Consider the following 24,585-nt stretch of genomic DNA (forward strand, 5'->3'; position numbering starts at 1 on the left):
TATACGATAGAGCGAAGGGTCATGCTGTCAATCCCTATTGTCCGACTTGTTCGGTCATGCCTTAGCGTCGCAACGCGACGTGCATGTCCGCCAAGGCCAGTTCGATCAGAGTGCGCATGGCCTTTTGGGCCTGGCGCGGATTCTGCGCGGCGATTTCTTTGTAGAGCGCGCGATGTTCCGGCATGGGATCGCGCGGCGCCTCCTGCACCCGTTGCTTGGTCGCCGTGGTCCAGGCGATAGCCGACATGATCGAACTGGACAGGGAGAAGAGCAGCTCGTTCTGCGCCGCCTCCATCAGCAATCCGTGGAAGCGCTGATCGGCTGCCCGCCCCTTCTCGGTCGCCAGCGTATAACGCTCCATCGCGTCGAGCGCATTGGCCATGTCGATCAATTGACCATCGCTGCGCCGGTTCGCCGCCATCTCCGCCGCTTGCGGCTCCACCATCATGCGCAGTTCGAACAAATCGCGCAGAAATTGCTCGCTTGGCTCCGACTGGATCTGCCAGGCAAGGACATCGGGGTCCAGCATGCTCCATTGGCGTCGCTCGTTGACTTTCGTGCCCGCCTTGGGCCGGCTGCTGACCAGCCCCTTGGCGGTCAATATACGGAACGCCTCTCGTAGTACTGATCGGGATATGCCCAAATTTTCGGCATGATCCACTTCGGCCGCAAAGACATGGCCGACCGGCAGCGCGCCGCTCACGATCTGCGTCGCCAGCCGGTGCGCCACCATATGGTGCAGCCGACCGGTAACGATCGACGTGACGGGCGGCACAGGGATCGCGCCGTCCTGAACATACCGCCCGTCATTCATGCCGATCATCCAATCCTATCGCTATCTTCCCACGCTACACGGATAAGGTTGTGGGGAAAAGACCGATCTTATATCGTATAATCTTATTGACGCCATGCTTCGTTACGGTCATGACTGCGGCCTCTTTCCTGAAATGATAGGCAGCGCGCAGTCGTGGGCATGGTCCGTTTCCCTGTATCGAAAAGCATCAGCCTGCTGGCTCTCTCCAGCGCCATGGGGGTCTGCGCCATCGGCGTCGGCCTGCCCGCCATGGCGCGTCCTGTCACGGCGGCGGCGGCCTTGCCCGACATCGCGGCGCGCTACGCTCTGTCGGACAAGTTCAACGGCCAGAGCCTAGGCGACCTGATCGACAATGCCGATGCCGCCCCGCACTTCGTCGATGGGCCGAAGGGTCTGCTCTACCGCACCGGCAACCGGCTGGCGCAAAGCTATATCTATGTCGACCTCGCCACCTTGGCCAAGACGCAGGTGGCGACGACCGCAACGCTGCTTACTTCGCTGAACGCCGCGACGGGCAAGCCGGTCGATATCGACGCCGCCAAAATCGCCGAAGTCGATTACGACCCGGCGACCAAAACCCTGCGCTTTGCCGCACTGGACGGGCGATGGACGTTGGACGCCGCCGGCAAGGCGGAGCGGATCATGGAGGAGAAGACCCAGGACCTTTCCCTCCCCTCCCCCGATGGGCGCTTCCGCATCGTTGCGCGCAATTTCAACCTGATCGCGATCGACATCAAGAGCGGCAAGGAAGTCGCCCTCACCACCGACGGTACGCGCGAGCAGCCCTATGGCCGCTCCATCCCGCAATTGGCCGATATCTTGCGCGCCGGCACCGAAGAACCCGACATGCCCGTGTCCGGCGCATGGTCGCCCGACGGCCGTTACTTGCTGAGCTGGCGGCTCGACACGCGCGACGTAAAGAAGCTGTCCATCACCCAGCAAAACCCGCCGGGCGAATTTTATCCGCGCAGCTTTTCTTATGTCTATCCGCTCGCCGGCGCGGAGAAACTGCCGCAGGCGACCCGCTTCGTCATCGACATCGAACAGGCGATGAAGGCGGGCAAGGCGAAGATCGTGCCGCTGGCGATCCCGTCCGAATCCATCCTCTATCCCTCGCCGCCCGACATGGGCTGGATCAAGGGCAAGCCGCGCATCCTGTGGACCGAACGCGGCTATAAGCAGCAGGCCGTCTATCAGGCCGATCCGGATACCGGCGCCGCGCGCATCGTCGCGCATGAGGCGGTCAAGCCGCTCGTCACCGTCACATCCAGCATGATCATGCCCGCGCCGGACTTGGGCGGAGAACTCTCCATCTCCGAACGGTCCGGCTGGGCGCAGCTCTATCTCGTCACCCCCGACGCGCCCGATGGTGGAAAATCGCTGACGCGGGGCGAATGGGAAGTCCTGTCGGTCGATCATGTCGCCGGGGACAAATCCTCGTTGATCGTCACCGGCGTGGGCCGCGAGAAGACGCGCAATCCCTATTGGCGCGCCCTCTATCGCGTGTCGATGAGCGGCGGCGATCCGACCGAACTGACGCCCGAACCGCTCGATCATGACGCGACCCTGTCCGACGACGGCCAATGGATCGTCGATCAGATGTCCAGCCCGACCAGCCCTACCCGCGCCGTGCTGCGCGACGGGCAGACCGGCAAGATCGTCATGGACCTCGCCACCGCCGATGACAGGCGCCTGCGCGCAGCGGGCTACATATCGCCCGAGCCGTTTCAGGGCCTCGCAGCGGACGGTAAAACGCCCATCTATGGCATGATCTTCCGCCCGGCGAACTTCGATACGAAGCGCAGCTACCCCATCATCGACAATGTCTATACCGGCCCGACCACGACCGACGTCCCGGCCACCTGGAACGACGCCCATCGCGTGTCCGGCAATGCCGTGGCGCAGATCGGCGCGATCGTGGTGATGATCGACGGCACCGGCACGTCGCGCCGCGGGCAGGCCTTCCGCCTGCCAGCCTATCAGAATCTGGGCGAAGTCGGCTTGGACGATCATATCGCCCTCATTCGACAGATGGCTGCCAAATATCCCTATATGGATGCCACCCGCGTCGGCGTGTTCGGCGGATCGGCCGGCGGATACGACACCGCCCGCTTCGTTCTGCGCCGCCCGACTTTCTTCACGGTCGGCGTCTCCTCCTCGGGCAATCACGACCTGCGGCTCGACAAGACATGGTGGCCCGAAGTGTCGATGGGCAATCCGGACGAAGCCACATGGGAACGCAACAGCAATATGTCCGTCGCGGGCAATTTGATGGGCAAGCTGCTGCTGATCCATGGCGACATCGACGACAATGTGCCGGTGACGGAAAGCTTCCGCCTCGCCAAAGCCTTGATGGACGCCGGGCGCGACGTCGACCTTGTCGTGCTGCCCAATACCACCCATCGCGTCTACCAGCCCTTCTTCTGGAAGAAGCTGCGCGACTATTTCACGCTCAACCTGCTGGGCGAAACGCCCCCGGCATTGACGGCGCCACAGGCCGCCCGAACCGCCACCGCGAAATGACGAGGACGACCATGATCAAAAAGCTTCCCCTGATCGCGCTGCTGCTGGCGTCGGTGCCCGCGATGATCCCGGCGCAGGCCGCCTTCGCCGAGGCCCAGCCCGCCAAGAAAATCTTCCCGCCCATCGCGAAGACGGCGTTCAAGACGCCGACTTTCGACCTGGCGCTGCGCACCGATACGCAGACGCTGGCGCATCTCTCGCCCAGCGGCGATGCCGCGTTCGACTATGTCCCCGCGGCCCGCGAAGCGGAACGGGCAGGTGACGGCTATGTCCATATCGGCGACATCCACATCCGCCTGAAAAGCGGCGATGGCGCATGGCAGGATTATTCCTCCGCCCATGCCCGCAAGCCCATCGTCAAGCTGGTCGCCCGCGGCGATGTGCTGGCCGCCGCCGACATCAGCGCGTCGATGGGCGCGGGCATCCCGCTGCGTGTCGAACGCCAATGGGTCAATGACGATGGCGTGCTGGCCCTGCGCTTCACTTTGGTCAACAGCAGCAATGCTCCGGTCGAAATCGGCGCGCTCGGCATGCCGATGGTGTTCGACAATATCATTCTCGACCGGGATCTGGATCAGGCGCATGCGCAGGCCAGCTTCGTCGATCCCTATATCGGCCGCGACGCCGGCTATTTACAGGTGACGCGCCTCAATGGTCAGGGTCCGGCGCTGCTCGTCCTGCCCGAGAAGAACACCCCGCTGGAGGCCTATCGCCCGGTCCTCGAAGCCCGCGCCGCGCCCAAGGACGATATCTTCACCGACCGCAGCCCGCGCACGCAGGTATCGGAAGGCTTTTACGACTGGACCGTCGCCAGCAAGGGCTTCGTAAACAAGGAATGGGCCAAGGCCGGCCCCCAATGGAATGACGCGACCAGCATCATACTTGCGCCCGGCCAGAGCCGCACCATCGGCCTGCGCTTCGTCACCGCGCCTTCGATCCGCGCGATCGAGGATACGCTGGTCGCCAACAAGCGCCCGGTCGCGGTCGGCATACCCGGCTATGTCGTGCCCACCGACCAGTCGGCCAGCCTCTACCTCAAATCCGCCAGCCCGGTCGCAAAGATCGAGAGCTTCCCGGTCGGCGCCCTGACCGCCACCCCGGTCGAAAGCAGCGCCGGATCGGCGCGCTATGATTTGAAGGCTTCCGGCTGGGGTCAGGCGCGCCTGACCGTCACCTATGCCGACGGGCAGGCTCAGACCGTCAGCTATTATATCACCAAGCCGCTGGAGCAGGTGATGGCCGATATCGGCCATTTCACCACCACCAATCAGTGGTTCGAGGGCAAGGACGATCCCTTCCACCGCTCGCCCGCTATCCTCTCCTATGACCGGGAAGAGAATAAGATCCTGACGCAGGACGGCCGCGTCTGGGTGTCGGGGATGAGCGACGAGGGCGGCGCGGGCAGCTGGGTCGCCGCCGCGATCAAGCAGCTCGACAATCCGAACGCAGAGGAAGTCGCCAAGCTGGAGCGACTGGTCAACGAAACGGTGATCGGCCATCTCCAGGTCGCGGAAGGGGCACAGGCCGGCGCGGTCAAGAAGAGCCTCTTCTATTACGACCCCAAGGAGTTCCCGGACTATTATGACCCGGCGATCAACTGGAAGAATTGGACCGCTTGGTCGAAAAAGGATTCGGACGATCTCGGCCGCTCCTACAACTACCCCCATGTCGCGATCGGCCATTGGGTGCTCTATCGCCTCGCGCGCGACAATCAGGGTCTGGTGAAGCAGCATGACTGGCGCTTCTATCTCGACTGGGCCTATCGCACGTCCGTCGCTATGATGCGCGACGCACCCTATTACGCGCAGTTCGGTCAGATGGAAGGCGACATTTTCCTCGACATCCTCAAGGATCTGAAGCGCGAGGGCCTGACCGCGCAAGCCACCGAAATGGAGCAACTGATGAAAGGCCGCGCCGATCATTGGCGCACGCTCAAATATCCGTTCGGCAGCGAAATGGCGTGGGATTCGACCGGCCAGCCCGAAGTCTATGCCTGGATGCGCTATTTCGGCTATCAGCCGCAGGCCGATGTAACCAAGGAGGTAATCCTTGGCTATGATCCGACCATCCCCAGCTGGGGCTATAACGGCAATGCCCGCCGTTATTGGGACTTCCTCTATGGCGGAAAGGTGTCGCGGATCGAGCGGCAAATTCACCATTATGGGTCTGCGCTCAACGCCGTACCTTTGTTCGACGCCTATCGCCAGAACCCGGACGACCTGCACCTGTTGCGCGTCGCCTATGGCGGCATGATGGGCGGCATCACCAATATCGACCAGCAGGGCTTTGGATCCGCCGCCTTCCACAGCTGGCCCGACATGATGAAGTGGGATGCGATCAGCGGCGATTATGGCATGGGCTTTTACGGCCATGCGATCGCGTCGGCCACCTATGCGGTGAAGGACAAGGATCTGGGTTGGCTCGGCTTCGGCGGCAAGGTGACGGATGATGCCGGCAAGGTCCATATCGTGCCGCAGGATGGTGCGCGCCGCCGCCTGTTCATTGCTCCGGCGGGCCTGTGGATCACGCTGGAAGCAGGCCGTATCGCCAGCGCCGATTATGACGGCATGTCGGGTCAGGTCGTGCTGACGCTCGACCCCGCCGACGCGGCGACGAGCAAGGCGCGCCTGCTGTTCGAAACGACGACCAAGGACGGCAAGCCTTATGCGTTGGGCGGCGCAACGGCTGATCGCGGCGGCTATGCCATCCCGCTCAGCGCCACCACCACCCGCGTCACGCTGACGCCGCGCTGATGCTGCTGCGCCGCACCGCCCTCCTCGCTTCGGCCGCAGGTCTGACGTTGGGGGGCGCGGCGCTGACTGCCCTGCCCCGGCCGGCTGTGGATCGCTGTCCTATCGGCGGTCCCGCTGCTATACTCGCACATGCCAATTGTGGCGCGGCACTTTCCGATAGGATCAACCCGGCGCAACACAATGCCAAGATCAGCGACAAACATGCGAAGTTAAGCGCAGCCAATCCTACTTGCGCCGCTAGCAATTGGGCCGTCGCTGCGACCGATCCGGGCGACGCAATCAACGGCGCGCTGCCGCTCCAGATGGAAAGCGCCCATGTCGCCTTCCACTGGAAGCCCGGCACGGTCGATCCCGCCGATGCCAAGGCGGCGGCCGCCCATCTGGAATATGTCTGGTCCTATTTCATCGATACTTTGGGCTTTCCCCAGCCCCATTGCGGCGACGCTGCCAAGCTGAAGGTCAATGCCTATATCGGCGTCGATTATGGCCTGACCGGCGGCACGGATTCACTCGGCCATATGGGCATGTGGATCGGGCCGGGCGCGCTGAAGGATCGGTTCGGCCTCGCCCATGAACTGACCCACGCCTTGCAGGCCGCGACCGGCCGGCTGATGGACTCGCCTTATACCGGCTGGATGTTCGAAAGTCATGCCAACTGGATGACAACTCAGTTGCCCGAATTTCGCGACAACACCCATTGTTCGGTGCTGCTCAAACAATATCCGCACCTCTATTATGGCTCCACCCGCTCGCGCTACTGCAACTGGCAATGGTTCGAATATCTGAAAGACCGGCACGGCTATGATGCCGTCAACGCCCTGTGGCGCAATGCGCCGGGCAAGGACGACCCCGCCCGCCTGACCGCCGATCCCTTCACCGTCCTCCGGTCGAACATGGGCTGGACGCAGGACCAACTGAACGACGCCTTCGGCGACTGGGCGCTGCACAACGCCAACTGGGACTATACCAATGGCGCCGCCTATCGCAAAAGCTATGGTGGTTACGACCAGACTACCGGCCCGAACATATTGGCCGCGACCGTGCTGGACCCGATCGACACGGACAAGCGCCGCTATGCCGTGCCGGAAATGTGGGCGCCACAGCGCTGGGGCTATAATATCGTCAAGTTGAACCCCGACGCCGGACAAAGCCGCGTCAGCGTCACCTTTCGCGGCATCGTGCAACAGGCGTCGGCTGTGACGAAGCTCCCCGGCCTCGCCGACGAACCCGACACCATCCCGCCGCCCGCCTCCGACTGGCGCTGGGGCGTGGTCGCGGTCGGCACGGACGGCAAGAGCCGCTACAGCCCACTCCAACGCGGCGCCCGCGCGCAGACGGCCATCGCCATCCGCCCCGATGACAAGGGCCTCTATCTCGTCGTCATGGGCACCCCGTCCCAGATGCAGAAAATCCGCTGGGACCAGCCCTATTATTCCATCTACCGCTATCCCTGGATGGTCGAACTGGACGGCGCCCGACCCGATGCCCCCGCCCCCATAACCGGCGGCCATCGGCATCCCAATGGCGGCGGCTGGGTCGGTCCGGACGCAAAGGTCGCCGCCACCGCCTATGCCGGCCCCTATGCCCGCGTCCTGTCCGGCACCGTCGCCGACCGGGCGCGGGTCGAGGATCATGCCGTCGTTTCAGGACAGGCGCAGCTACGCGATGACGCTGTCATCGCTGGCCTCACCGTCCTGCGCGGCGACACCATAGTGCGCGGCCATGCCCGCGCGGCGACGTCCATGCTGGGCATCGGCGAATATGAGAAAGGGATCATTCTGTCCGGCGCCGCGCAAACGATCGGCGATGTCGAACATCGCGGCGGCCAGTTCGACAAGGGCGTCTCCTACGGCTTCGTCGATCAGGACGCGGCCAAAGACCCCAAACGTGGCGCGGACCTGACCGCCCCCGTGCCCGAAGTCACCGCCAAACCCGATTATCGCTGGATCCCCTGACGCATGACGACCACCCAGCCGGAAGCCGAAATGCTCTGGGGCCATCCCAAGGGCCTCTACGTCCTCTTCTTCACCGAATTATGGGAACGCTTTTCCTTCTACGGCATGCGCGCGCTGCTGATCTTCTACCTCACGCGCCATTTCCTCTATTCGGGTGAGCAATCGGGCCTGCTCTACGGCTCCTATCTGGCGCTGGTTTTCCTCTCCCCCATGATCGGCGGTTATCTCGCCGACCGCTGGCTGGGCCAGCGCAAGGCGGTGCTGTTCGGCGGGCTGGTGATCGCCAGCGGCCACATCACCCTCGGGCTGGAGGATTCGCTGGGCGCCTCGGCACAGGCGGTCTTCTGGATCGGCCTGTCGCTGATTGTGGTCGGCACCGGCTTCCTCAAGGCCAATATTTCGGCGCTGGTGGGCAAGCTCTACGCCGCCCATGATCCGCGCCGGGACAGCGCCTACACGCTCTTCTACATGGGCATCAATCTGGGCGGTGCGATCGGCCCGGTCATCTGCGGCCTGCTGGGCGAGACTTTAGGGGTGGGGCTATGGCTTTGGCGCAGCAGCGATCGGCATGATCGCGGGCGTCGTCGTCTTCGCGCGCGGGAAGCGCCATCTTCTGGGCGGCGGCGAAGCGCCCGATCCGGCCGCGCTGGCGCAACCCATCCTTGGCATCAAGCGCGAATGGCTGATCTATGGCCTCACGCTGCCACTGACCCTGCTTAGTTGGCTGCTGCTGATATCGCCCAAGCTGACCGGCACGCTGCTGGCGGTCGGCGGCTTACTTGTCGGCCTGCTGCTGGTCTGGATCGCGCTCGCCCGACTGGTGGGCGAAGAACGGCGCAAGCTGCTCTACGCGCTGGCGCTGATCGTGATCCAGCCGGTTTTCTGGGGCCTGTATGAACAAAGCGGCTCGTCACTCAGCCTCTTCATCGACCATCATGTGAACCGCATGATCTTGGGCCATGAAGTGCCGGCATCCGTATTCCAGGCACTGCCGCCCTTCTTCGTCTGCCTGATCGCCCTGCCCTTCGCCGCGCTGTGGTTGCGCCTTGCCAAGGCCGGCCGGATGCCTACGCCGATCAGCAGCTTCGCCTTCGGCATCATCATGGTCGGCGGCGGCTTCGTGCTGATGGCGCTGGCGCAATGGGTGCCGGCGGACCAGAAGGTGCCGCTGGCCTTCATCTTCCTGCTCTTCCTCTGCCACGCGATCGGGGAAATGTGCCTCTCCCCCGTCGGCCTCTCCGCCATGTCGCGCTTCGCCCCGCGCCATATGCTCAGCTTCCTGATGGGCACATGGTTCCTCGCGACCGCAGCAGGCAATTTCAGCGCCGGCGTGATCGCATCGGTGATCGAGGCGATGGGCGGCGGCGCCAATGGTGGCGACCGCACTATCATCCTGGACGCCTATCTGCGGATCGGCCTGGTCGCCGCGGCGATCGGCGTGGCGGTGCTGGTGGTCAATGTCGGGGCGCAGCGATGGCTGCGCCCCACCACCCGATAATCATTCGGCAAAAGGCCGATCAATCGCCACCTGCGGCTGGGTGAACCACTGCGCACCGCTTTCGGTGACATGGAAATGATCCTCCAGCCTTATGCCGAAACGCTGCGGCACGACGATCATCGGCTCGTTGGAAAAGCACATGCCCGGCGCCAGCGGCGTCTTGTCGCCGCGCACCAGATAGGCGGGTTCATGGATCGACAGGCCGATGCCATGACCGGTGCGGTGCGGCAGGCCGGGCAGGCGATAGTCCGGCCCAAGCCCTGCTTTCTCCAACACGGCGCGCGCCGCCGCGTCCACGCTTTCGCACGGTGCGCCGGGCACGACCGCGTCGAACGCCGCCTGCTGCGCTGCCTTTTCCAGTGCCCAGATATCGCGCGCCTGATCGTCCACCGCGCCAAACGCATAGGTGCGGGTGATGTCGGAATGATAGCCCTGGATCGTGCAGCCGGTGTCGATCAGCACCAACTGCCCCTCCTCCAGCGCGCGGTCGCCGGGCAAGCCGTGGGGATAGGCGGTCGCCTCGCCGAACTGGACGATGCAGAAGCTGGAACCCTTCGCGCCCTGCCGGCGGTGCGCTTCGTCGATAAAACGCGTCACTTCGCTGGCGCGGATGCCCGGGCGCAGGATGCGCGCAGCGGCCGCATGGACGGAAAGCGTCATCGCCTTGGCCTGCTGCATCAGCGCCAGTTCGGCGGCGGACTTGACCATGCGGCATCCGCTGATGATCGGCGTCGCATCGACCAGAACGGCCGACGTCGCAGCACGGAGCCGCTCGGCAAAATGGAAGGGCAATTCGGGGTCGACCGCCACGGTCCGCACGCCAGCTTCCGCCAGTGCATCGACCACCAGTGCGACCGGGTCTTCATCCTCCTGCCAGGATCGGATGTCGGCCGCGATGGCCAAGTCCGCCTCCAGCGTGCCGATCTCGAAATGGGGGCAGATGATGATCGGTTCACGGCCTGGCAACAGCAACATCGCCACCAGCCGCTCGCTTTGTCCCCAGGGCACGGCCGAGAAATAGCGCAGCGATGCGCCGGCATTGACCAGCAACGCCTGCGCGCCGATGCCATCGGCCAGCGCCTGCGCCTTGGCGATGCGGGCCAGACGTTCGTCGGCCGCGATGGGGGCCGCGCTCTCGGCCCAGGGGTGCAAGCGATCCAGTTCGACCTGCGCGGTTGATCCACCAATCATATCATATCCTTATGCGAAACGCCGAATGTCGAACAACGAGTTGGACAGCTTTGACGCCTTGTCCGTAACCAGCCCCGCCATGATCTGTGCCGTGATGGGCGCCAGTGTAAGCCCCAGATGCTGATGCCCAAAGGCATAAAAGAGATTGTTCGCCCGGTCCGAACGACCGATGGCGGGCAGATAGTCCGGCAGGGTCGGGCGGCACCCCATCCAGCGGGTGAAAGGGCCACGGATCGGCAGGCCCAGTTCCGCCACATGCCGTTCCAGCCGATCCCATTTGCGCGGATCGGCGGGCGCATCGACGCGACCCAGTTCGACGAAGCTCGCTGCCTGCACGCAGTCGCGATAGCGGGTGACGATCATCGAGCGATCCTCGAACACGACCGGCGGCAAGTCGGCGGGCCAGTCGGCCGCATCGGCGCGGATATGATAGCCGCGCTCCGCGATCATCGGTACCTTGTGCCCCAACGCCTCCATCAGCGGGCGGGAGCGGACGCCGGCGCAGAGGATGACGCTATCCGCTACGATGCCCGGCACTTCGATCCGGTTGCCGACGCGCTGCAAAGTCGCACTGCGCCCGACGACCTCGCCGCCCTGCGCAACGAATGCGGCGCGCAGGGCGAGGCGAAGGGCAGAGAGGTCCGCAATCTGGCCGCTGCCCGAAAAGCGGATCGCGCCCGCCATCGGTTCACTGGTCAGACGAGAGAGCTGCGCCAGTTCCCCTAAAGTGGCGTCATGCACCTGCGCCGTGCCGGTATCGGCGGCGGCCCAGCCGGCGCGCCCGGCCCTGGCGGATTGCGCGCTATGCCACAGCACATAATGCCCATCCTGCCGCAGCAGGTCGGGTTGGCCGATCCGATGCACCAGCGCGTCCCAGGCCGGCATCGCCTGGGCCAGCAGCCCGCGCAGCGCATCGCGCCCGTGGCGAAAGCGCACCGGTTGTGCCGCGGCCATCAGCCGCAGGCCGAAAGGCAACCAGGCGCCGATGGCCGACAACGGAAAGTCCAGCGCGCCACCGCGCCAGAACAGGCGGCGCGGGACGCTGCGCAACAGCGCGAGCGAGGCCAGCGGCTCGACCTGTTCCACGGCAATATGACCGGCATTGCCCCAGGACGCAGCCTGCCCGTCCACATCGTCATCGACCAACAGCACCGACTGTCCGGCGTCCAGCAGGGCCAGGCCCGTGGACAATCCCACCGCGCCGCCGCCGACTATCGCTATGCGCCCCACAAAAACTCCATTGCATCGCCTCTTCAATATCGTATACGGTATATCGACAGAGCAGATAGCGCACAAGGCCCAAGCCGATCATGACCCGATTTCGTCATCCCTCCAACATCTGGCCGGCTCAGTCCGCGTCGCATGGGGAAGTTGTGACATTATTGGACAGACCGACAACAAGCGCGCTTTTGCAGTGCAATAGGCAATTATCTACCATATACGGTCTAGTCGCGACGCGATTTTCTTGCGTCGCAGCGACCTATATGGAGACAGACAGGTGACCATCGTCGTCCGCACGCTTTCCGAACGTATTTTCGAAGTGATCCGGGAACGGATCATCGAAGGGAAGCTGCCCGACCGCGAGCCGGTGCGGCAGGATGCCCTTGCGGCCGAACTCGGTGTCAGCAAGATCCCGCTGCGCGAAGCGTTGGCGCGGTTGGAGCATGAAGGATTGCTGACCAGCCAGGCCAATCGCGGCTGGTTCGTGCGCCCCATGTCGGCCGATCAGGCGGAGGAAATCTATCTGCTGCGCCTGGCGACCGAACCCGTTGCCGCCGCCTTTTCCTGCACGCGATCGACCGATGACGACAAGCAGGCGGCGATCAATGCCTTCAAGCTGCTGGACGCGGCCGCCAACGACGATCTGAACGCCGTTGCCGTGCGAAACCGGGAGTTTCATGTCGCGCTGGTGCGTCCGGGCGGGCGGCTGTTGACGACGCAACTGGTCGAACGGCTCGAGGTTCTGGCGGAACGCTATGTGTTGGCGCATCTGGCGCCGGCCGGCCGTGGCGACCGCGCCCATCTGGAGCATCAGGCGCTGCTTGACGCCTGGCTCGCCGGCAATGCCGACGAAGTGCAGGCGCTGCTGACCAGCCATATCTCCAGCACACTGGATGACCTGCGCGGGCAATTCGCCGCCAGTCACACGCAATGATCGTATAAAAGGGGACTTCATGCTCGGACCACGCAAATCCATCGAGTCACTCGCCAGGCGCGAGTCCGGGCATAGTCTGGCCAAGACGTTAAGCTGGCCGCACCTGATCGCACTGGGCGTCGGCGCGATCGTGGGCACGGGCATCTATACGCTGACCGGCGTGGGTGCCGAACGTGCCGGCCCCGCCGTCATCCTGGCCTTCGCCATCGCCGGCGCGGTCTGCGCCTGCGCGGCGCTCGCCTATGCCGAAATGGCGACCCTGATCCCGGCGGCGGGCAGCGCCTATACGTTCAGCTATGCCGCGATGGGCGAAACGATCGCCTGGGTCGTGGGCTGGAGCCTGATCCTGGAATATTCGCTGGCCTGTTCGACCGTGGCGGTCGGCTGGTCCGGCTATCTGGTCGGCTGGCTGCAATCGGCGGGCATCCATCTACCCGCGATGCTGCTGGTGGGACCGCATGGCGGCGGCATCATCAACCTGCCCGCCGTGATGGTGGCGCTGGCGGTAATGGGGATGCTGATCGCCGGCACCCGTGAAAGCGCGACGCTCAACATCATCCTGGTCATCATCAAACTGGTGGCGCTGTCTATCTTCGTCGCCATGGCCCTGCCCGCCTTCCATTCCACCAACCTCGAACCCTTCATGCCCTATGGCTTTGCCAGCACGGAAATCGGCGGCGAGAAGCGCGGCGTGATGGCGGCGGCGGCGATCGTCTTCTTCGCCTTCTACGGTTTCGACGCGGTCGCCACGTCGGCGGAGGAAGCGAAGAATCCGGGCCGTGACCTGACCATCGGCATCATCGGGTCGATGCTGGTGTGCACCGTCATCTATATGGGCGTGGCGGTTGCCGCCGTAGGCGCCCTCCCCTTCCAGCAGCTGGCCAATTCGCCCGAACCGCTGGCGCTGGTGCTGCGCCAGCTGGGTCAGCCGGTCGCCGCACATCTGATCGCGCTCGCCGCCGTCATCGCTTTGCCTTCGGTCATCCTGGTGATGATGTATGGCCAGAGCCGCGTCTTCTTCGTGATGGCCCGCGACGGCCTTCTGCCGCGCAGCCTGGCGAAGATCAGCCCGCGCACCGGCGCGCCGACCCGCATCACGCTGATTACCGGCGTGTCGATCGCATTGGTCGCCGGCATATTCCGCCTGGACGAGATTGCCGAACTGGCCAATGCCGGCACGCTGATCGCCTTCATGGCGGTGGGCGCCTGCCTGATGATCCTGCGCCGCCGGTCGCCCGAACTGCCGCGCCTGTTCCGTTGCCCGCAACCCTATGTCGTCGGCACGCTGACGATCCTGGGCTGCGCCTATCTGCTGTTCAGCCTGCCAGAATCCACGCTGATCCGCTTCGGCGCGTGGAATGTCATCGGTCTGCTCTTCTATTATCTCTACAGCCGCAGCCGGAGCGGCGCTCGACAGGATGCGGCTGCCGCCTGACGGCCACATCCTCTTTTCCATTGTCGTTTTTCATTGATCCAACGAGGAGATCGCGATGACGCGCGCCCTTTTTGCTGCCACTGCCCTTGCCACCGCCACCCTTTGCATCGCCAGTCCCGCTTCCGCCAAAACCCCGTTTGATGGCATATGGCTGTTCGACAAGGCCCCGCCCACGCCGGGCGTCACCATGATGGAGGTCAAGAGCAAGGACGCGAAGATAGAGGGCCGCGTCACCACCCTATGGTACGGCCCGGTCGAGATGATGAACCCGCGGGTCGAGGACGGCAAGCTGCTGTTCGAGGCGCGCAACATCAACGATCGCGATCATCCGACCCGCAACTGGAGCGTCAGCCTGAAAGACGGCAAGCCGCATCTGGAAGGGCAGATATGGGAAAGCGCGATCGCGATCGACGGCTATCGTGGCACGGCCAAGGATGCCAAGGTGCGCGCCTTCAAATTTGCCGCGCTGCCGCCGCTTGGTCAGGCCATCCCCAGCAAGCTGGCCGCCACGCCGCCCATGGGCTGGAGCAGTTGGAACAAGTTCGCCGAACATATCGACGACAAGACGGTGCGCGCCATGGCGGACGCGATGGTATCGAGCGGGCTGCGCGATGCGGGCTATACCTACATCAATATCGACGATGGCTGGCAGGGCAAACGTGACGCCAATGGCGTGTTGCAACCCAATGAGAAGTTTCCGGACATGAAGGCGCTGACCGATTATGTCCATGCCAAGGGGCTGAAGATCGGCATCTACAGCTCGCAAGGGCCGCGCACCTGCGCCGGCTATGAAGGCAGCTATGGCCATGTCGCGCAGGATGCGAAAAGCTTTGCCGACTGGGGTTTCGACTATCTGAAATATGATCTGTGTTCGGGCGAATGGTTCTATGCCGACGCCGATACGGTCAAGCGCAGCTATCATGAAATGGGTGCAGCCTTGCAGGCGACCGGGCGAGAGATGATCTTTTCCCTGTGCGAATATGGCCGCTTCGACGTCGGCAGTTGGGGCCGCGATGTCGGTGGACAATTGTGGCGCACGACCGGCGACATCACCGACGATTATGAGACGATGGCCAAGATCGGTTTCGACAAGAATGGCGACGCCGCCCATGCCGGCCCGCATGGCTGGAACGACCCAGACATGCTGGAAATCGGCAATGGCGGGATGAGTGCGGACGAATATCGCACCCATATGACGCTGTGGGCCATGTCCGCCGCGCCGCTGATGATGGGGCATGATCTGCGTGAGACGGATGCGGCGACGCTGGCGATGCTGACCAACCGCCGCATCATCGCGATCGACCAGGATGCGCGCGGCGTACAGGGGAAGGCCGTGCGCAAGCAGGGCGCTCTGGAAATATGGGCCAAGCCGCTTGCTGACGGGCGAGTGGCGCTGGCGCTGTTCAACCGCGGTACGCAAGGCGCCACGATGGCGCTGACGCCGGCAGATGCCGGGCTTTCCGGAATCGCGCAGGTCGAGGATCAATGGTCGGGCGCGACGACGGCTGCTTTGCCCGGCAGCTACAGCGTGCCGGCGCATGGCGCGGTGATGGTCGTGGTGAAGGGCCGGTAACAGGCAAAGGGGGAGAGAATGATGCGGACATGGATGCACTCCAGCGCGACAGGCGCGCTGATCGCCGGACTTCTTCTCTCCCCCGCCCTGGCGCAGACCAGTCCGCCCGAATGGGAGCAGCCGGAGGTTATCCGGCAGGGCGCCGAACCGATGCACGCGACGTTCGACGGGTTCGAAACGCGCGCCGCTGCGCTATCTGGTGACGTCGCGCGGTCGCGCTATCATCTCTCGCTCGACGGGGCATGGCAGTTCCATTTCTCGCCCAATCCCGAAAGCCGGCCGGTCGATTTCTACCGCCCCGATTTCGATACGAGCGCCTGGGGCACGATCAAGGTACCGGGCATCTGGCAGGCGGAAGGCCATGGCCGTCCGGTTTTCGTCGGCAGCGGCTATCCCTTCCCGCGCGACCAGCCGAAGATCGACCACAGCCTGAACGAGGTCGGATCCTACCGGCGCGACGTGATGATCCCGGCCCATTTTGCCGGGCGCCGCTTGCTGCTGACCGTGGGCGCCGCAGGGGCTGCCTATTATCTCTGGGTCAATGGCGAGCGGGTCGGCTATAGCGAAGATAGCAAGCTGCCCGCCGAATTCGATATCAGCCGATATGCCAAGGCGGGTCGCAACGTCGTGGCGATCGAACTCTATCGCTTTGCCGACGGCAGCTATCTGGAGGATCAGGATTTCTGGCGGGTCAACGGCATAGAGCGCAGCATCAGCCTCTATGCCGCGCCCCCTACCCATATTAGCGACCTGACCGTCGATGCCGAGTTGGAGCATGATTATCGCGACGGACGGCTGGGCCTGACGGTCGCGACCGGCGGCGCACCGGGCGCCATGCGCGTGCGCGCAACGTTGATGGACGGCGCTAAAAGCCTGCTGGTGCGGGAGGCGACGGGCAGTGGCGCGGTCAGGATAGAGGCCGGCGTGCCGGGCGTGAAGACCTGGACGGCGGAGACGCCCAACCTCTACACGCTGCTGGTCGAACTGCTGGACGAAAAGGGCCGGCTGGTCGAAGCGACGAGCCGGCGGATCGGTTTCCGCACGGTCGAGATCGCCGATGGCGAAGTACGGGTAAATGGCAAGCGGATCATGATCCGCGGCGTCAACCGGCACGAACATGATCCAAAGACCTTCCGCATCCTGTCCGAAGCGACGATGCGCAAGGACATAGAGTTGATGAAGGCCGCGAACATCAACGCGGTGCGGACGTCCCATTATCCCAACGACCCGCGATGGTATGATCTGGCCGACGAATATGGCCTCTACATCATGGATGAGGCCAATATCGAGAGCCATGGCTATCTGAGCTTGTCGCAGGAGCGCAACAACGACCCGTCGGCGCTGTTGGGCAACGATCCCAAATGGCGCGCGGCGCATCTGGACCGGGTGCAGCGCATGGTGCAGCGCGACCGCAATCATCCGTCCGTCATCTTCTGGTCGCTGGGCAATGAAACGGGGATCGGCGACAGTTTCGAAGCGGCGGCGAAATGGGTGAAGGCACAAGATCCGACGCGCCTCGTCAGTTTCCTGGGCTGGAGCATGAGCAACTGGCGTCATCCGGTGAACGCTTATGTCGATATCTTCGCGCCCATGTATGACGACGTGCCCAAGATGATCGACTATGCGCGCGATCCGGCGTTCAAAAAGCCGCTGATCCTGTGCGAATATGCCCATGCCATGGGCAATAGCCTGGGCGATCTGGAAGGCTATTGGCAGGCGATGCGGGCGCATCCCAAGTTGCAGGGCGGTTTCGTCTGGGACTGGGTCGACCAGACGATGCTGCTGCATGACAAGGATGGGCGCCCCTATTGGGGTCAAGGACTGGATTATGATCCCGATCCCAAGGCACCCGGCGTCCATGGCGACGATAGCCCGGTCGGCGACGGGGTGATCCAATCCGACCGGACGCCCGACCCGGAATATTATGAACTGGCCAAGGTGCAGGCGCCGATCGCCTTCCTGCATGAAGGCGATGGCTATCATATCGTCAACCGGCACGACCATATCGACCTGTCACGCTTTACGCTGGACTGGACGGTGATGGAGGATGGCGTCGCGGCCGCGCACGGCAGCCTGCCCATGCCGTCGGTCGCACCGGGTGCCAGCGCGCCACTCCCCCTCACCCTGCCGGCGTCCAAAAATGCGACGGCGGAGCGCATGTTGGTCCTGCGCGCGCGGGCAAAGGCGGGCGCCGTGCCGATGCTGCCAGCGGGACATGTCGTAGGCTGGGAACAGTTCGCCCTTGCTGCCCCCGCCCTGCCTGCGCCGCCTGCCGGCGATGTGGCACCGGTCGAGGCGGGCGACATGTTGCGCCTGACCGCCGGCGATATCGTGCTGGAGATTGACCGCACGACCGGGCTGCTGCGACGCTATGCGCGCGCAGGCGCAGTGCTGCTGAGCGGGGGAGCGCCCAATTTCTGGCGCGCGCCGACCGACAATGATATCGGCGCAGGCATCCCCAAAAGCCACGCCATGTGGCAATATTTTTCCGACCATCGCCGGGTCGAAACGGTGGAGCGTTCGGGCAACGCGATCATCGTCCGGCATGATATGGGCGTGGGATCGGTGAAGGTCGAAACGCGATGGACCATGTCCGCCGACGGCCGGGTGGGCGTGACGATGCGCTTCGATCCGATCCGCGACACGCTGCCCGACCCGTTGCGCGTGGGACTGGCGTTCGACACCCCATCGGCGCTGGACAAGGTGCAATGGTATGGTCGCGGCCCGCAGGAAAGCTATGCGGACCGCAAGACCGGCGCGCTGATCGCACGGTGGAGCGGCGATGTCGCGGACCAGTATCACGACTATGCGCGACCGCAGGAATCGGGAAACAAGAGCGACGTCCGCTGGATCGCGCTGACCGGTGCCGGCGCGGGTCTGCGCATCACCGGGGCGCAGCCGTTGTCGGTCAATGCGCTGGCCTTCCCTTATGCGGACCTGGCGATGAAGCCGCCGGGGCAGGCGCATAGCGCGGACATCCGCCCGCACGCCCACGGCACGCTGCTGATCGATGCGGCGCAGGCAGGGGTGGGCGGCGACACCGGATGGAATCTGGACGGACGCGCGCATATGAACTTCCGCATCCCGCTACGCTCTCTGACTTACAGCTTCACCATCGCTCCGGTGCGCTGACCCTCATACGCCGCTCATGAAAAGGCCCGCCTGCACGATGATGCAGGCGGGCCTTTTCATATGTGCCGGCCGGGGCGAAACCCCGGCCGGCGGACCTTTCTAGAAATTCACCGTCGCACCGATGAAGATGTTGCGGCCCAGCGAGTCATAGACACCCGGATAGGTGTTGCCGTTGCCGAACGACGACAGGATGCCAGCGGCGATCGCCGGCGGATCCTTGTCGAACATGTTGTTCATGCCCGCCCGCAGCGTCAGTTGCTTGCCGATCGACTGGGTCAGCGAAAGATCGAAATAATTATAATCGTCGATTTTGCGGTTGATCACGCTCGGCGTGCCGCTGAGCGCCGCATTATCCGACAGGCTCGACAGCTTGGTGCCGCCGATATGGCGCCAGGACAGCGAGAGGACGGTGTCGCTCGGCGCCATCCAGGTGAAGCGGGCGACATGGCGCCATTCTGGAGAGGGCTGACCGCAGGTATAGCCGAACAGGCCCTTGCAGTCGTAGCTGCCCAGGCCCGGCAGCGGTTGCGCCACCTGCTTGTCCAGCCAGGTACCGACCATGTTGACGTTGAACCGGCCCATCTTGCCGATGCCAAAAGTATAGTCAGCCGTAATGTCGATGCCCGACGTCTTGAGATAGCCGGTGTTGAGCGTGGTCGAGACGATATAGCCATTCTGGCCGAAGATCGCGCCCGAACGCGGATCGCGGTTGAAGAGGCCGCAATAATAGGCATCGCCCGTTTCCGCGCACTGACTGATGATGAGCGACGCATCGAGCGCGCCGATATAGTCCTTCACCTTGATCTTGTAATAATCGACCGACAGCGAGAAGTTGCGGAGCGATCGCGGCGTCAGGACGAAGCCTGCCGTGATGGTATCGGCGGTTTCGGGCCGCAAATTACGGTTGCCGCCACCCAGCGCCGAGCAGGTGTCCGCCGGGCATTCGATGATATTGCCATATTGGGCGGCGGTGACGCCGGTAAGGGCGCAGGTTTCCCGTGACGCGACCGGATTGGCCCCCGAACAGGGATCCTGCCCCGCGACATTACCGACCGATTGCGACGCGAAGAGTTCGCCGATATTGGGCGCGCGAATGGCATGATTGTAACTGGCGCGCAGGCGCAGGTCATCGACCGGTTGCCAGCTGAGTTCGCCCTTGTACGTCCAGACATTGAACTTCGACTGGAAGCCGGTCGATTTCTGTTCGTTGCTGTAGGACGAATAGCGCAAGCCGCCATTGATCGTCAGCGAACGGATGAAGGGCATGTCCGAAATCAACGGAATTTCGATTTCGCCATAGCCTTCGGTCACGCTGATGATGCCGTCCGCATTGGTGGCGCCGCCCTGCTGCGCGATCTCATCGGCGAAATAGTTCAGCGTCTCGCGCCGATGTTCGGCGCCCAGTGCAATGCCCACACCGCGGCTGGCCCAGGGGCTGGTAATGCCCATCTGGCCCAGGTCGCCGCTCAGCGTACCGGAAAAGACCTGTTGCGCATTGCGTGACGAGGTGTTGCTGGGGGTGAAGAGATAGGCGCCCTGCTCGGCGGTCACGCCGCCCGCTGCAAAGACATTGACGGGGACGCAGTTGGGATCGGTGCCATCGACCACCGAACGACAGGTCGGCGTACCGTTGACGGTCACGACATCCAGCGCGCGCTGCGCCTTGATCGCGTCGACATTGTTGAGATAGCGTTCCTTGAAGCGGACCAGCGAATAGAGATAGTTCACGTCATAGCTGAAACCGCTGCCCAGATCGCCGCGCACGCCGGCGGTGTAGCGATAATCGGTATGTTTGAGGTCGTCGCGCCGCGGGGCGATCGACATGCGATAGCCCACGAGCGCGTCGGCGGTCTGGCCCGTGCCCGCCTTGCTGCCGCACAGAGTGTTCAATTGGCTCGCGCTGGCGAGCGGGTTGTTGCACGTAATGGCGAAAGGCGAGCCAAGGAAGATGGCCGAAGGCGCGACCTGCGAGAAGGTATGGTCGCGCATGAACATGAAGCTGCCATAGACTTCGGCCGCCTTGCTCAGTTCGAACTTGGCGAAAGCACCCGCCGTAATGCGTTCTTCCGATCGCTGGAAATAATTGTCGGGCGCATAATTATAGGCGTAGCTGTTGTCATAAGGCACGAAAGTCTGCGTGCCATTCTTGTTATTGGTCAGCGTCTGTCCCTGAAAGGCGCCTTCCAAAGGTACGAAGGTGCCATAGGGGGTATTGCTCGATCCGCCGCAGAAGAGCGCGGTGCCGGCATCATCGGCCTGTTGCAGGGCGCAGGAAGACACGTCGCGGGTCGACTGGCGCACCGGGTTATAATGGCGATAGCCGGCATAGGCCGTGATGTTGCCCCGGCCGTCGGCGAAATTCTTGCCCGCCGATATGGTGATATCCTGCTTGCCGCCGTCCAGGACGGAGCCCTTGGCCTTCTGATATCCCTTGTCGTCGAGCAGGCTGCGCACGGCGCTATTATTATTGTCATGCTGGTAGAAACCGGTCTGGGCGTCGATACGGATGCCGTCCAGATTATCCTTGAGCACGAAATTGACGACACCCGACAGCGCGTCCGAACCATAGACCGCCGATGCGCCGCCGCTCAAAATATCGACTCGCTCGACTAGGCTGCTGGGCACGAAATTGAGATCGATCGCCTGTTGCGGCAGCATGCGCTGGCCGTTGACCAGCACCAGTACGCGGTTGGAACCCAGGTTGCGCAGGTTGATATTGGATGTGCCGTCGGATCCGTTGGACACATTTTCGTTCGCGTCGGCGGTGAATTGGGGCAGGCGGTTCAGCACGCCTTCCACGGTCGTTGCGCCCTGATATCGGAATTCTTCGGAACTCACGACGGTCTGCGGGCTGTTGCTTTCCAGATCGGGGCGTTTGATGCGCGTCCCCGTCACGACGATGTCCGTCGCACCGGACGCTTCGCTTGCCTGAGGCGCCTGCGCCATTGCCGCCCCCGGCAGCAGCGCGGCGGCCGCCACCGCACAGCATAATTTCACACGGTATTGCCGCATTGATTGTCTCCCTGACTTTTTTGCAGGCGGGATGCTGCGACGGAAATATTTAAAAGTCAAATACCGTATACTAAATATCTTATGCATATTCGACCGATTGAGACATAAAAAAGGGCAGCCGCCCAAAGGCGCTGCCCTTTCACGCCAAATCTGACGGATCAGCCGCCCCAGACGGCCCTATCGCAATGGAGCAGCCCGCCATTATAGGCGACGGCAGGCACATGGTCCCGCGCCAGGAACAGCGGCGCGTCGAGATCGACCAGATCACAGACCTGTCCCAGCAGGAAAGCCGGTGCCATCGCCAGACTGCTGCCCACCATGCAGCCGACCATCACGCCAAGGCCGGCCTGCCGCGCGGCGTCGGCGATCATCAGCCCTTCAGTCAGGCCGCCGCATTTATCGAGCTTGATGTTGAAGACGTCGAACCGACCGACCAGTCCCGCAACATCGTCCAGCGTCAGGGCGCTTTCGTCGGCCGCCAAAGGGATGGGCGAGTCCAGCCCCTCCAGCGCCGCCTCCTGACCGCGTGGCAAGGGCTGTTCGATCAGGGACACTTTCGCGTCCACCATCGCCGCCAATAGACTGTCCAACTCGTTGATCGCGAAACCCTGATTGGCGTCCACGCCGAGCCACATATCGGGCCGCGCGGCGCGGATCGCCGTGACGCGTGCGACATCGAGGTCGAGGTCGCCGGTCAGCTTGATCTTGATCGATCGGGCCTGCGCATGGGCCGTCGCCTTGGCGGCCATGCGCTTTGGATCGTCGGCACCGATGGTAAAGGTGGTGCGAAGCGGACTGGGTTCCTCAAGGCTCGCCAACTGCCAGACGGGCTTGCCCGAACGCTGCGCCTCAATATCCCATAGCGCCGCATCGACCGCATTGCGCGCGCCGCCGGCCGGCAGGATAGCGCGCAATTCCGTACGCGTCGGATGTGCTTCGATCGCCGGGCGAGTGAGGTCGAGCATCGCCAGCATATGCGGGATATCGTCACCCATATAATAGACGCCGGCGGCCTCCCCCCGGCCGCGATGCGTGCCATCGTCCAACGTGACGACGATCACGTCCGCGCTATCGATCGCCCGGCCGGATATGCGGAAGGTTTCGGCCAGCCGAAGCGTTTCGACCGTAACGTCTAGCGTGAGACGCGGCATGAGAGACTCCATATTTCGGGCATGAAAAGCACCGTCCGGCATCGCCATGCGAAGCCGGTCCGGGCAGGTCGGTCAGCAAAGGATCAGGAGAGGGTCAGTCGCCCACGGCGCGGACGACATTCCCTTCCTTCATGACGAAAGCCATGGTTTCGAGCGCGCGGATATCGGTCAGCGGATCGGCCTTCACCGCCACGATATCCGCCGCCTTGCCGGGGACGATCGAGCCGACCTCCTTGTCCAGCCCGACATGGGTGGCGGCCCAGACCGTGGCGGCGCGGATCGCGTCGATCGGCGGCAGGCCGGCCTGTACCATCAGCGCGAATTCGCGGGCATTGTCGCCATGGGCGGAAACGCCGGAGTCGGTACCGAACGCCATGTTGATGCCGGCGGCACGCGCGCGGCGCACCGCGTCGATCATCAGCGGGCCGACGATCCGCGCCTTGGCCCGCACGGTTGCGGGCATCCATTCGGCGGTTTCCGCCTGCCGCGTCACCGTGTCGCCGGCCAGCAGGGTCGGGACCAGATAGCTGCCCTTAGCCTTGAACAGGCGGATGGATTCAGCGTCGAGATAGGTACCATGTTCGACCGAATCCACGCCGGCGCGCAGGGCGGCGTTGACCCCGTCCGTCCCATGGGCATGGGCCGCGACCTTGCGCCCCAGCCGGTGCGCCGTTTCGACGATGGAGAGAAGTTCGGCGTCGCTCATCTGCTGGCCAAGGCCGGCAGCCGTGTCCGACATGACGCCGCCGGTCGAGGCGGTCTTGATGACGTCCGCGCCCTGCTGCACCGCCTGCCGCACCGCGCGGGCGCAATCGTCGGCGCCTGAACAGAGAGTCGTCGGGCGAAACAGGTCGAGTATTTCCTGTCGATAGCCATGGACGTCGCCATGCCCGCCATGCGCCGCGACGATACCGGCGGCCAGGATGCGCGGGCCGACCACCTTCTTCTGCGCGATCGCGTCGCGCAGCGCGTTGATCGCTTCGGGATCGGAGCCGAGATCGGCGACGGTGGTGAAGCCGGCCCGCACGGTGCGTTTAGCGTAGACGATGCCGTCGAACGCCTGCGCCGTGGTCGATTTGGTGACGCCGTCCAGCCGGCTGTCGGGACCGGATTGAGAGGTGATATGCACATGGCTGTCGATGAAGCCGGGCAGGACGAAGCCGTCGCGCAGATCGATCACTCGGCCCTCACCGACGAAGCCATCGCGTATCTCGACGACCTTGCCGCCTTCCACCACGATCGTCTTGTCGCGATCGACGCGGCCGGTTGCCGGGTCGGCGAGCAGACGCCCGGCCTGGATATAAGTACGCTCGGCCAAGGGGTTGTCCTGCGCCAGCGCCGGCGTCGCCAACATGCTGGTCGCCAGCGCCGTCCATAAAATCCGCTTCATCTC

The 24,585-nt window shown here is 63.8% G+C and carries 14 protein-coding genes and 1 pseudogene; 9 read left to right on the forward strand and 6 right to left on the reverse strand.

The window, feature by feature from the left end; all coding sequences use genetic code 11:
- Positions 1–61 precede the first annotated feature (61 nt).
- A complete protein-coding gene (locus tag F4U95_RS01205; protein ID WP_120253587.1) occupies positions 62–814 on the reverse strand; it encodes a FadR/GntR family transcriptional regulator in 753 nt (250 codons plus the stop codon).
- A 159-nt stretch (positions 815–973) separates the two neighbouring features.
- Here F4U95_RS01205 and F4U95_RS01210 point away from each other — a divergent pair, with 159 nt between their 5' ends.
- From F4U95_RS01210 to F4U95_RS25330, 5 genes and pseudogenes are all read left to right on the forward strand, one after another.
- On the forward strand, positions 974–3,337 hold the full coding sequence (locus F4U95_RS01210) for a S9 family peptidase (protein ID WP_120253175.1): 2,364 nt from the start codon (positions 974–976) through the stop codon (positions 3,335–3,337).
- Positions 3,338–3,348: 11 nt separating this feature from the next.
- On the forward strand, positions 3,349–6,090 hold the full coding sequence (locus F4U95_RS01215; protein WP_150424394.1) for a DUF5695 domain-containing protein: 2,742 nt from the start codon (positions 3,349–3,351) through the stop codon (positions 6,088–6,090).
- Complete coding sequence (locus F4U95_RS01220) at positions 6,090–8,045, forward strand: Svx/AvrXca family virulence/avirulence protein (RefSeq protein WP_150424395.1); 1,956 nt, start codon at positions 6,090–6,092, stop codon at positions 8,043–8,045. Before F4U95_RS01215 ends, F4U95_RS01220 begins: the two co-directional genes overlap by 1 nt.
- 30 nt (positions 8,046–8,075) lie before the next feature.
- Positions 8,076–8,540 (forward strand): annotated as a pseudogene (locus F4U95_RS25325) (oligopeptide:H+ symporter); the annotation flags it as partial.
- 73 nt (positions 8,541–8,613) lie between these two features.
- Positions 8,614–9,543, forward strand: a complete 930-nt coding sequence (locus F4U95_RS25330) for an oligopeptide:H+ symporter (RefSeq protein WP_269462546.1) — start codon at positions 8,614–8,616, stop codon at positions 9,541–9,543.
- Here F4U95_RS25330 and F4U95_RS01230 read toward each other — a convergent pair whose 3' ends face one another.
- Together F4U95_RS01230 and F4U95_RS01235 are read right to left on the reverse strand one after the other, a co-directional pair.
- Entirely contained in the window at positions 9,544–10,734 is a 1,191-nt protein-coding gene (locus F4U95_RS01230; protein ID WP_120253178.1) for a M24 family metallopeptidase, read from the reverse strand.
- A 9-nt stretch (positions 10,735–10,743) separates the two neighbouring features.
- Positions 10,744–11,964: an NAD(P)/FAD-dependent oxidoreductase gene (locus F4U95_RS01235; protein ID WP_120253179.1), complete on the reverse strand. Its 1,221-nt coding sequence runs from the start codon at positions 11,962–11,964 to the stop codon at positions 10,744–10,746.
- Positions 11,965–12,232: 268 nt separating this feature from the next.
- Here F4U95_RS01235 and F4U95_RS01240 point away from each other — a divergent pair, with 268 nt between their 5' ends.
- From F4U95_RS01240 to F4U95_RS01255, 4 genes are read left to right on the forward strand one after another with little or no spacing between them, the layout of a single operon-like run.
- Positions 12,233–12,889 (forward strand): GntR family transcriptional regulator, encoded by a 657-nt coding sequence (locus tag F4U95_RS01240; protein WP_120253180.1) that lies wholly within the window; start codon positions 12,233–12,235, stop codon positions 12,887–12,889.
- Between the two features lie 19 nt (positions 12,890–12,908).
- Positions 12,909–14,324, forward strand: coding sequence for an amino acid permease (locus F4U95_RS01245; protein WP_120253181.1), 1,416 nt, complete (start codon positions 12,909–12,911; stop codon positions 14,322–14,324).
- A 55-nt stretch (positions 14,325–14,379) separates the two neighbouring features.
- Positions 14,380–15,897: a glycoside hydrolase family 27 protein gene (locus F4U95_RS01250; protein WP_120253182.1), complete on the forward strand. Its 1,518-nt coding sequence runs from the start codon at positions 14,380–14,382 to the stop codon at positions 15,895–15,897.
- Positions 15,898–15,915: 18 nt separating this feature from the next.
- Entirely contained in the window at positions 15,916–19,029 is a 3,114-nt protein-coding gene (locus tag F4U95_RS01255; protein ID WP_246171459.1) for a glycoside hydrolase family 2 TIM barrel-domain containing protein, read from the forward strand.
- Positions 19,030–19,128: 99 nt separating this feature from the next.
- Here F4U95_RS01255 and F4U95_RS01260 read toward each other — a convergent pair whose 3' ends face one another.
- The 3 genes from F4U95_RS01260 to F4U95_RS01270 form a co-directional block, all read right to left on the reverse strand.
- The gene (locus F4U95_RS01260; RefSeq protein ID WP_120253183.1) at positions 19,129–22,041 is read right to left on the reverse strand and encodes a TonB-dependent receptor domain-containing protein; all 2,913 of its coding nucleotides are present in this window, start codon (positions 22,039–22,041) and stop codon (positions 19,129–19,131) included.
- Between the two features lie 158 nt (positions 22,042–22,199).
- Positions 22,200–23,192: a dipeptide epimerase gene (locus tag F4U95_RS01265; protein WP_120253184.1), complete on the reverse strand. Its 993-nt coding sequence runs from the start codon at positions 23,190–23,192 to the stop codon at positions 22,200–22,202.
- Positions 23,193–23,286: 94 nt separating this feature from the next.
- Positions 23,287–24,582, reverse strand: coding sequence for a metal-dependent hydrolase family protein (locus tag F4U95_RS01270; RefSeq protein ID WP_120253185.1), 1,296 nt, complete (start codon positions 24,580–24,582; stop codon positions 23,287–23,289).
- Positions 24,583–24,585: the final 3 nt, after the last annotated feature.

Source organism: Sphingobium limneticum (assembly GCF_008710165.1).
In the GTDB taxonomy this organism is placed as follows: Bacteria; Pseudomonadota; Alphaproteobacteria; order Sphingomonadales; family Sphingomonadaceae; genus Sphingobium; species Sphingobium limneticum.

Bases quoted from the DNA above. Each gene is read 5' to 3' on its own strand.
- F4U95_RS01205 (WP_120253587.1), bottom strand. From the start codon at position 814: ATGAATGACGGGCGGTATGTTCAGGACGGCGCGATCCCTGTGCCGCCC.
- F4U95_RS01210 (WP_120253175.1), top strand. From the start codon at position 974: ATGGTCCGTTTCCCTGTATCGAAAAGCATCAGCCTGCTGGCTCTCTCC.
- F4U95_RS01215 (WP_150424394.1), top strand. From the start codon at position 3,349: ATGATCAAAAAGCTTCCCCTGATCGCGCTGCTGCTGGCGTCGGTGCCC.
- F4U95_RS01220 (WP_150424395.1), top strand. From the start codon at position 6,090: ATGCTGCTGCGCCGCACCGCCCTCCTCGCTTCGGCCGCAGGTCTGACG.
- F4U95_RS25330 (WP_269462546.1), top strand. From the start codon at position 8,614: ATGATCGCGGGCGTCGTCGTCTTCGCGCGCGGGAAGCGCCATCTTCTG.
- F4U95_RS01230 (WP_120253178.1), bottom strand. From the start codon at position 10,734: ATGATTGGTGGATCAACCGCGCAGGTCGAACTGGATCGCTTGCACCCC.
- F4U95_RS01245 (WP_120253181.1), top strand. From the start codon at position 12,909: ATGCTCGGACCACGCAAATCCATCGAGTCACTCGCCAGGCGCGAGTCC.
- F4U95_RS01250 (WP_120253182.1), top strand. From the start codon at position 14,380: ATGACGCGCGCCCTTTTTGCTGCCACTGCCCTTGCCACCGCCACCCTT.
- F4U95_RS01255 (WP_246171459.1), top strand. From the start codon at position 15,916: ATGATGCGGACATGGATGCACTCCAGCGCGACAGGCGCGCTGATCGCC.
- F4U95_RS01260 (WP_120253183.1), bottom strand. From the start codon at position 22,041: ATGCGGCAATACCGTGTGAAATTATGCTGTGCGGTGGCGGCCGCCGCG.
- F4U95_RS01265 (WP_120253184.1), bottom strand. From the start codon at position 23,192: ATGCCGCGTCTCACGCTAGACGTTACGGTCGAAACGCTTCGGCTGGCC.
- F4U95_RS01270 (WP_120253185.1), bottom strand. From the start codon at position 24,582: ATGAAGCGGATTTTATGGACGGCGCTGGCGACCAGCATGTTGGCGACG.